Here is a 6,619-nt window from a genome sequence, read left to right on the forward strand (position 1 = left end):
GCCCTGCCTCGGGTGCCCGGCCCCGCCCCGCCCCGGTCCGTGCCGCCGCCGGAGCCGGCACGGACCGGAGCGGGGGATCAGGCGACCGTGCAGACCGGTGTCAGGTCCGGCGGCGAACCGCCCGAGACGACGTACCCGAAGGAAGCAGTCCCGCCGACGTTCAGGGAGCCGTTCCAGCCGGCGTTGTGGACCATGACGTCCTGGCCCTGGCTGGTGACCGTGCCGTTCCACAGGCTGTCGATGCGCTGACCGTCCGGCAGGGTGAACTCGGTCATCCATCCCAGGATCGGATGGGAGCCGGTGTTCTCGACCGTCACCTCGGCCTGGTAGCCGCCGTTCCACTGGCCGGTGATCCGCTGGGTCGCGGAGCACTCCGTCCCCGTGGGCGGATCGGTCGGCGGATCGGTCGGGTCACCGGGGTCCTGCCCATCCGGGCCGACGCCCGTCACCTCGCCGTTCCCGCCGTCGAACACGACGTCGGAGCAGCTGTAGAACGTCTCGTTGCTGTCCGAGCGCTGCCACACCATGTAGATGATGTGCCGGCCGGACTTCCCGGACGGCAGCTGCCCGCTCCAGCGGTAGTCGGCCTCCACCGTGCCCGGCGACCCGTTCAGCGGCGGGTGGTCGACGCTCAGGAACGGCGAGTCCTCGACGTCGTCCCAGGCGAGCGGCTGGGTCGGGTCGAAGCCGTCCTTGGTGATGTAGACGTAGAACCAACCGGGGTGGGCGGCCCACGCGTTGTACGAGAAGTCGACCGTCGCCCCCGCCGTCAGGTGGGTCAGCGGCCAGTCGTCACGTGCCAGGTCGAACCCCGAGAAGGTGGTGTTCCCGCCGCTGCACAACTGCCCGTCGGGCACGAAGCCGCGGGTGCGGCCCGCGCCGTCGGAGCGCAGCACGGAGAACCAGTTGTACAGCGGCGTTGTGCCGCCCTGGGCCACCGCGGCCGCGCAGGCGGGGTTGTTGGGCTTGATCTCGCCCGTGTCCGTCAGGCCGTCCCGCCAGCACAGGAAGGTACGGCTGCCGGGCTTCATGGGCGTGCCGTGGGCCGCGGCCTCCTCCTCGGTCAGGGCGAGCAGGCCGGCGGCGGGCAGCAGGGCCAGTACGGCGAAAAGGATCAGCAGGACCGACCGGCGCCGGCGGTACAGGGGTGGTGGTAATCGGCGTATCGCCGTGGAGGACGTTCCGGGCATGGCTGACATGGCGCTGTGTCCCTTCGACGGTGCGTCGGTGCCTGGACGGAGTGCGGTGCGCCGGGGGCGGCGCACCGCATATGGGAGCGCTCCCATATCTCTGTCGTCTCGTATAGCGCTCCCTGAGTGAGCTGTAAACACCCCGCGTCGCACTCGGGTCACGCACGGACGAGCAGCGCCACCGGACTCTCCTCGAACAACAGCGCCAACCGCACCCGTTCCCCGCCCTCGAACTCCCGTCCGCCGCCCAGCGCGTCCCTCCAGCGGCCGCCGCCCGGCAGCTCCACCTCCGCGTCCCGCCAGCCGCCGCTCTCCGCCAGCCGCAGCGCCAGCCGGGTCACCGCCGTGACCGCCCGCCCCGAGCGGCAGAAGGCCACGCAGTGCTCCGCCGCGGCGCCGCGCACCGTCAGCGGCTCGTACGTTGCGGACTCTCCGAAGGCCTCCGCCTCCCGTGCGCGCAGCCGCAGCGCCGCCGCCGTCAGCCGCAGCTTCTCCGCCGAGGTCCCCACCGGGGCGACGCCCTCGTCCAGCCGCCGCAGCTCCTGCGCGGGCGCCCGGAACGGCGCCCGGTTGTCCGGGTCCACCAGGGCCGCGTACTCCCGCTCCGTGCCCTGGTACACATCGGGCACCCCGGGCATCGTGAGGTGCAGCAGCGCCGCGCCCAGCACGTTGGCGCGTACGCACGGATCGAGTTCGCGCCCCAGCAGCGCCACCGCGTCCCGTGAGGGCCCGCAGGGCCCGTCCCGCACGAAGGCCTCCACCGCCTTCTCGTACGCCCGGTCCTGCTCGGTCCAGCTGGTCAGCAGACCCGCCTCCCGCACCGACTTCAGCAGCGCCGGAACCATCCGGTCCGGCTGGGGGACGCCGAGGCCGAACGCCGTCTGCCACGCCACCCACGCCAGATGCGGATCCGGCGCCGGTGCCCGGTCGCCGCGCGCCGCCTCCCGCGTGACCTCCCGCAGCAGCCGCGCCCAGCGCTCCGGGCACTCGGTGAGCACCGCGATCCTGGCCCGCACGTCCCCGCTGCGCTTGGTGTCGTGCGTGGACAGCACCGTCCCGGTGGACGGCCAGTCGCGCTGCAGTCGGGTGCAATAGGCATGGAACTCATCGGGGGACACCGCCGGCCTGCCCGGGTCGCCGCCCACCTCGCAGGCCGACAGCAGCGGCGTGTAGCGGTAGAAGGCGGTGTCCTCCACCGACTTGGCGTGCAGTGCGGAGGACGTCTGCGCGAACCGCGCCGCGAACGCCGACCGGTCGGGTCCCTCGCCGAGCCTGCCGAGCGCCAGTTCCCGTACGACGTCCACGGCAGAGGCCTCCTCCGGCACCGTGAAGGCGGCCTTCGCGGCGAGCGCCGCGTCCGCCGTCAGCACCGCCTCCGCGTCCGCCGGGGGCCCGCCCGGCGTGACGTACGGGCGGTACGCCGGCACCCGCACCAGCAGTTCCCTGATCGCGGTGCGCAGCGCCCAGGGGGCGTGGTCGCGCAGGGCGGGGTCGGCGGCGCAGATCCGGGACGCCGTGCGTTCCAGGAATCCCACCTCGGCGGCGAGCTCATGGGTGATCACCCGGTAGCCCGCCCGGCGGACCGTCGCCTCCCAGTAGCCGCCGCGGTCGCCCGCGGGCTGCGCGAAGTCACGGTAGAGCCGCAGCAGTTCCCCGGCGCCCACCGGGTCGGTGAAGAGGCCGTCGACGTGGCGCAGCGCGTCGTATCCGGTGGTGCCCGCCACCGGCCAGGACGGCGGCAGCCGCTCGTCGGAGGTGAGGATCTTCTCGACGACTGTCCACCGGCCGCCGGTCGCCTCGCTCAGGGTGCGCAGATAGCCGCCCGGGTCGGCGAGCCCGTCCGGGTGGTCGACGCGCAGCCCGTCCACCACCCCGTCACGCAGCAGGTCCAGCACTTTGCCGTGGGTGGCCGCGAACACCTCAGGATCCTCGACGCGTACGCCGATCAGCTCGGAGATGGTGAAGAAGCGCCGGTAGTTCAGCTCCGTGCGGGCCAGCCGCCACCAGCCCAGCCGCCACCACTGGGCGTCGAGCAGTTCCGGGAGCGGCAGTCCGGCGGTGCCCGCCCTGAGCGGGAACGCGTGATCGGCACAGCGCAGCACGTCCCCGTCCACGCGGAGACCGCCGGCCTCCAGTTCCTCGCCGATCCGCCGTCCGAGGACCGGCAGCAGGACCTTGCCGCCGCCCGCGTCCCAGTCGATGTCGAACCACTGTGCGTACGGCGAGTCCGGGCCGTCCCTGAGCACCTCCCACAGCGGCCGGTTCAGGCTCTCGGGCGCGGGAACGGCCATGTGGTTGGGCACGATGTCCAGGATCAGCCCGAGACCGTGCGTGCGGGCCGTCGCGGCCAGCTCCCGCAGGCCCTCCTCGCCACCGAGCTCGGCGCGCACCCGGGTGTGGTCGGTCACGTCGTAGCCGTGGCCCGATCCCGGCACGGCCTCCAGGACCGGCGACAGATGCAGATGCGACACGCCGAGCGAGGCCAGGTAGGGGACGGCCGCGGCCGCGGCCGCGAACGGGAAGTCCGGCTGAAGCTGGAGCCGGTACGTGGCGGTGGGCGGCTGGGACCCCGGGGGGACGCCGGACCCCGACGGCGCACCGGACCCCAGGGGGATGTCGGACCTCATCGGAACAGCCTCATGGGAACAGACGTACCCGCCCAGGGCGATTTGGTGCCTCCGGGCCGGTGACTGTCGCCCACCCGGCCCCCGCGGGCCCCGTCACGCCGGCCTCTGGAGCACCACCAGACTGCGGTCGACCAGCGTGATCCGCTCGCCCGCGGCCACCTTCGGACCGGTGCCGGGCGTTACCCCCTCGGGGCGGGCGGTGTCCACCACGATCTGCCACTGCCTGCCGTGGTTGACCGGCACCTCGAACTCGATCGGCTCCGCGCTCGCGTTGAACATCATCAGGAACGAGTCGTCGGTGATCCGCTCGCCGCGCGGTCCCGGCTCCGAGATGGCGTGCCCGTTGAGGAAGACGGTCAGCGCCCGCGCGTGGGCGGCCTGCCAGTCGCGCTGGGTCATCTCCTCGCCCTCGGGCGTGAACCAGGCGATGTCGGACAGGTCGTCGTGCGTCCCCTCCACGGGGCGCCCGTGGAAGAAGCGGCGGCGGCGGAAGACCGGGTGGTCGCGGCGCAGCCACACCATCGAACGGGTGAACTCCAGCAGCGTGGTGTCGGCGTCGGCTCCGGTCTCGGTGTCCGCGTTCGCGCTCGCCGGGTCCGGCCAGTGCACCCAGGACAGCTCGCTGTCCTGGCAGTACGCGTTGTTGTTGCCCATCTGGGTGCGGGCGAACTCGTCGCCGTGGCTGAGCATGGGCACGCCCTGCGAGAGCATCAGCGTGGCGATGAAATTGCGCATCTGGCGGGCCCGCAGTCCGAGGACCTCGGGGTCGTCGGTGTCCCCCTCCACTCCGCAGTTCCAGGACCGGTTGTGGCTCTCGCCGTCCCGGTTGCCCTCCCCGTTGGCCTCGTTGTGCTTCTCGTTGTACGAGACCAGGTCGTGCAGCGTGAAGCCGTCGTGGCAGGTGACGAAGTTGATCGAGGCGAGTGGCCGGCGGCCGTCGTCCTGGTAGAGGTCGGAGGAGCCGGTCAGCCGGCCGGCGAACTCCGCGAGGGTTCTGGGCTGGCCCCGCCACATGTCGCGGACGGTGTCCCGGTACTTCCCGTTCCACTCGGTCCACAACGGCGGGAAGTTGCCCACCTGGTAGCCGCCCTCGCCGACGTCCCAGGGCTCGGCGATCAGTTTCACCTGGCTGACCACCGGGTCCTGCTGGACCAGGTCGAAGAACGAGGACAGCCGGTCCACCTCGTGGAACTGCCGGGCCAGGGTGGCGGCCAGGTCGAAGCGGAACCCGTCGACGTGCATCTCCGTGACCCAGTAGCGCAGCGAGTCCATGATCAACTGGAGCACGTGCGGGCTGCGCATCAGCAGCGAGTTACCGGTACCGGTGGTGTCCATGTAGTACCGGGGGTCGTCCGTCAGCCGGTAGTACGAGGCATTGTCCAGACCCCGGAAGGAGAGCGTGGGCCCCATGTGGTTGCCCTCCGCCGTGTGGTTGTAGACCACGTCGAGGATGACCTCGATGCCTGCCTGGTGCAGGGCTCGGACCGCCTGCTTGAACTCCAGGACCTGCTGGCCGCGGTCTCCCCAGGAGGCGTAGGCGTTGTGCGGGGCGAAGAAGCCGATGGTGTTGTAGCCCCAGTAGTTGCTCAGCCCGGCGTCCACCAGACGGTGGTCGTTGACGAACTGGTGGACCGGCATCAGCTCCAGCGCGGTCACCCCCAGCTCGCTCAGGTGTCCGATGATCGACGGGTGCGCCAGCGCCGCATAGGTGCCGCGCAGTTCCTCCGGCAGATCGGGGTGCAGCATCGTGAGGCCCTTCACATGGGCCTCGTACAGCACCGTGCGGTGGTAATCGGTGCGCGGCAGCCGGTCGTCGCCCCAGTCGAAGTAGGGGTTGATGACCACGGACGCCATGGTGTGCGGGGCTGAGTCCAGGTCGTTGCGCTTCTCGGAGCTGCCGAAGTGGTAGCCGTAGACCGCCTCGTCCCAGTCGATGGAACCGCTGACCGCCTTGGCGTACGGGTCGAGGAGGAGCTTGGCGGAGTTGCAGCGGTGCCCGCGCTCGGGCGCGAAGGGCCCGTGCACCCTGAAGCCGTACCTCTGGCCCGGCATGACGCCGGGCAGATAGGCATGTCTGACAAACGCGTCGGTCTCGCGCAGCTCGACGGCGGTCTCGGACCCGTCGTCATGCAGCAGACACAGCTCGATTCGGTCGGCGACCTCCGAGAAGACCGCGAAGTTCGTGCCGGCGCCGTCGTACGTCGCGCCCAAGGGATATGCCTCTCCCGGCCAGACCTGCATGCTTCGACTCTTCCACTTCTGATCCGGGTGCTGGGGGTCACTTGGGCCAGATCTTCCCCTAAAGAAGGGCAACCTCCCACGACTTAGGCCCGTCCTAACGGGTGACCACGCATACGGGTACGTACTCGTGCCCACCAACGATGCTTCAGGGGGAGTAGGGGGAAATGTGCGTACGAAAGTGAGGCGCCACCTGGGCAAGGTGGTGGCCGGGGCGGCGATCGCCGTGGCGGCGACCGCCGCGATGGTGGCCATCACCCTGCCGGGTGATGCGGTCGCCGGCAACGGGAAGACCGGCGCCGACGGGCGCGCCGCGGCCGCGGGGGAGACCGGCGAGCAGGGCATCGGCACTGGATCGGCGGGAGCGGTCAGGCCGGGCGTCGTCGAGGAGCCGGCCGCCGAGGGCGAGAAGGGGATCGGCAGCGATCCGCTCACCGACGACGAGATGGAGCGGGCCGAGCGGATCGCCACGAGCGGGCAGGCGAGCGCCCGCGCCAGGAACGTCGAGGGGGAACGCGGGCCCCAGCTGATCTCGGCCAGTACGAGCGAGGTCCAGGAGGGGGC

At 71.5% G+C, this 6,619-nt stretch carries 3 protein-coding genes and 1 pseudogene; 1 reads left to right on the forward strand and 3 read right to left on the reverse strand.

All coding sequences use genetic code 11. From position 1 onward, the window contains the following. Positions 1-77: 77 nt before the first annotated feature. From GUY61_RS32385 to glgX, 3 genes are all read right to left on the reverse strand, one after another. On the reverse strand, positions 78-1,190 hold the full coding sequence (locus GUY61_RS32385; protein WP_166633897.1) for a lytic polysaccharide monooxygenase: 1,113 nt from the start codon (positions 1,188-1,190) through the stop codon (positions 78-80). Positions 1,191-1,348: 158 nt separating this feature from the next. Next, a complete protein-coding gene (treY, locus tag GUY61_RS32390; protein ID WP_166633895.1) occupies positions 1,349-3,817 on the reverse strand; it encodes a malto-oligosyltrehalose synthase in 2,469 nt (822 codons plus the stop codon). A 93-nt stretch (positions 3,818-3,910) separates the two neighbouring features. Further along, positions 3,911-6,058, reverse strand: coding sequence for a glycogen debranching protein GlgX (gene glgX / locus GUY61_RS32395; protein WP_166633896.1), 2,148 nt, complete (start codon positions 6,056-6,058; stop codon positions 3,911-3,913). Positions 6,059-6,224: 166 nt separating this feature from the next. Here glgX and GUY61_RS32400 point away from each other — a divergent pair. Continuing rightward, positions 6,225-6,619: pseudogene (locus GUY61_RS32400) on the forward strand (Tat pathway signal sequence domain protein); the annotation flags it as partial.

The organism is Streptomyces sp. GC420, assembly GCF_009916105.1.
GTDB lineage: Bacteria > Actinomycetota > Actinomycetes > Streptomycetales > Streptomycetaceae > Streptomyces.